This is a genomic window from Pseudoduganella sp. RAF53_2 (genome assembly GCF_052113985.1).
Taxonomy (GTDB): Bacteria; Pseudomonadota; Gammaproteobacteria; order Burkholderiales; family Burkholderiaceae_D; genus Rugamonas.
In genome coordinates this window covers 1-2,369 of the sequence record NZ_JBFRDW010000796.1, presented here as the reverse complement: position 1 = coordinate 2,369, position 2,369 = coordinate 1, and the positions used below count along the sequence as shown (strand labels likewise).

At 60.9% G+C, this 2,369-nt stretch carries 2 protein-coding genes and 2 pseudogenes; 3 read left to right on the top strand and 1 reads right to left on the bottom strand.

The annotated features are described in order from the left end of the window. The 3 genes and pseudogenes from AB4Z11_RS29600 to AB4Z11_RS29590 all read left to right on the top strand — a co-directional run. Positions 1-180: pseudogene (locus tag AB4Z11_RS29600) on the top strand (TetR/AcrR family transcriptional regulator); the annotation flags it as partial. Positions 181-222: 42 nt separating this feature from the next. Then, entirely contained in the window at positions 223-780 is a 558-nt protein-coding gene (locus AB4Z11_RS29595) for a DUF308 domain-containing protein (protein ID WP_442029437.1), read from the top strand. Between the two features lie 43 nt (positions 781-823). Then, entirely contained in the window at positions 824-1,876 is a 1,053-nt protein-coding gene (locus tag AB4Z11_RS29590; RefSeq protein WP_442029435.1) for an AI-2E family transporter, read from the top strand. A 108-nt stretch (positions 1,877-1,984) separates the two neighbouring features. Here the strand turns inward: AB4Z11_RS29590 and AB4Z11_RS29585 are convergent. Beyond that, positions 1,985-2,369: pseudogene (locus tag AB4Z11_RS29585) on the bottom strand (hypothetical protein); the annotation flags it as partial.

Below are 2,369 nucleotides of genomic sequence, written 5' to 3'. Positions count from 1 at the left end.
GTGCTGGAGCGAGGACTGCAGCAGGGCCTCGTGATGCTGACGCAGGAGCCGCGCATTGAAGCCGAAGCCTTCATGGCAACGGTGCATGGTGCAATGCTGTCCGCCCGTGCCTATGGTGACCCTGGCGTCTTCRGCCTGATCATGGCGCCGCAGCTGGATCGTATTTTTGCGAAGAAATAGTGTTTTTTTATCCTTTTAATCTACCAACTAGTAGGTAAGTAAATGAATAATCCGCATATTGCACAGGAACAGTGGCTGAAGAAGTATTACTTTGTCCGGGCAGCGTTTTCCATAGCGTGGGTCGCTGCGGCGTTCAGCGTGGGACGGCACTCGGCCGCGCTCGCGGCGGCGTTGCTGATCTGCTACCCCGCCTGGGATTCCATGGCCAACCTGGCCGACGGTTCGCATAGTGGCGGCCTCGCCAGCAATCGCACTCAGGCACTCAACGTTCTCGCCAGTCTGGTCGTTGCGGCTGCGGTTGGCTTTGTGCTGCCCGAGATGCATCAGGTGCTGGCCGTATTCGGCGCCTGGGCCATTTTGTCGGGACTTCTGCAACTTGGCACGGCTCTCCGCCGCTGGAAGTCTTTCGGCGCGCAATGGGCAATGGTGCTGAGCGGCGCGCAATCGGCGCTCGCAGGGGCCGTGTTTATCATTCAGGCCGGCAAGCCTGAAGAACCATCGATCATTACCGTTGCGGGTTATGCTGGATTTGGCGCCTTCTATTTCCTGGTATCGGCGCTGTCCCTGAGCTTTAAGGCGATGCGCAGCAAACAGGTGTGAGCGGACGAGGGGTGTTCGCTGCTTTCCTGATAAGCTTGCGTTTATGGAAAAAAGATTTCAACCATATTCGCGGCTGGCAGCGATTGTCTTTTTGACGATTGGCTGTCTGCTGGTGCTCAAGCCATTTCTCGCGGCGATCCTGTTCGCCGCAGCGATTGCCATTTCAAGCTGGCCCTTGTACCAGAAGCTGTTGGGCCGCATGAAGCAGCGCAGGACGCTGGCGGCGGCGGTGATGACAACCTCTCTGGTGCTGGTGATCCTGCTGCCATTGGCGCTGGTCACCTGGAATATCGCGGACAACGCCGCCGAGTTTTATCACGGCATCAAGGACGCACTCGACGCGGGCACGATCGAACCGCCGGCCTGGCTGAAGCAGATCCCGATGGTCGGTGAACAGGTGGACGCTTACGTGCGCAATATCCTGAGCAGCAAAGAGGAGCTGGTTGCTGTGGCCAAGCGCTACATGGAACCGGCGCGCCACTTCCTGCTTGGCAGCGGCATTGTGCTGGGCAGTGGCCTGGCCCAGGTCAGCCTGGCCGCGTTTGTCGCGTTCTTTCTGTACCGCGATGGCGCCACCCTGGTCGCTGCGCTGCATGTGGCGCTGGACAAGATCATGGGCGAGCATTCGAAACAGGTGGCGGAAACGGTGAGCCGCACAGTCAGCGGCGTGATGTACGGCTTGCTCGGCACCGCGCTGGCGCARGCTGCCGTGGCGGCGGTCGGCTTCCTGATTGCCGGTGTGCCTGCAGTAGCGCTGCTCGCAGTAGCGACCTTCCTGTTCTCTCTGATTCCCGTTGGTCCGCCGCTGATCTGGGGCGGCGCTGCGATCTGGCTGTTCGCGCAGGGTTCCACCGGCTGGGGCATCTTCATGCTGATCTACGGCACGCTCGTCATCAGCGGCGTGGATAACGTGGTCAAGCCGATGCTGATCAGCCGCGGCTCAAGCCTGCCTTTCCTGCTGGTGCTGCTGGGCGTATTGGGTGGCGTGATCGCGTTTGGTTTCGTCGGCCTCTTCATCGGCCCGACTTTGCTGGCGGTGGCGCTTGGCCTGCTGCGCAACTGGACCAATATCGATCCTGTCGCGCCGAAGGATTAATCGGTCAGTGTCCTGACCAGCAATTTCCGGCGACGCAGCGCTCAAGTCCTTCTGCGTATTCTCCGCCGGTGATCCTTGTCGCAATGGGTTGCGGACGATATTGCCCGGTTAGTGCAGCATCATGCTGTCTGCCACGCGCGGGTCGGCGTGCTTGCCGTAGATGGCGCGCAGAGTGCCGTCTTCGCGCATCTCGTGCAAAGCCTTTTCGAAACGCTGGGCTACTTCAGGCGGGATGCGGCTGCGCGACAGTACCAGGGAGCCAACCACTGTCTCGCGCGGCGCCCAATCGGCGATCTGGAAGTGGCCCGCCAGCGAGGAGTCGGCCAGCATTGGCCTCCAGTTCGTGTTGATATTCAGGATGGCCTGCACACGGCCGATGGCGAACAGGCGCAGCAAGGTAGGGTAGTCGGCCGTTTCGTACACGCGGTCCTGGCTGCGCAGGCGCAGCAAGGTAGGGTAGTCGGCCGTTTCGTACACGCGGTCCTGGCTGCGC

Excerpts from the sequence above, each read along its gene's own strand:
- AB4Z11_RS29595 (WP_442029437.1), top strand. The coding sequence starts at position 223 with ATGAATAATCCGCATATTGCACAGGAACAGTGGCTGAAGAAGTATTAC.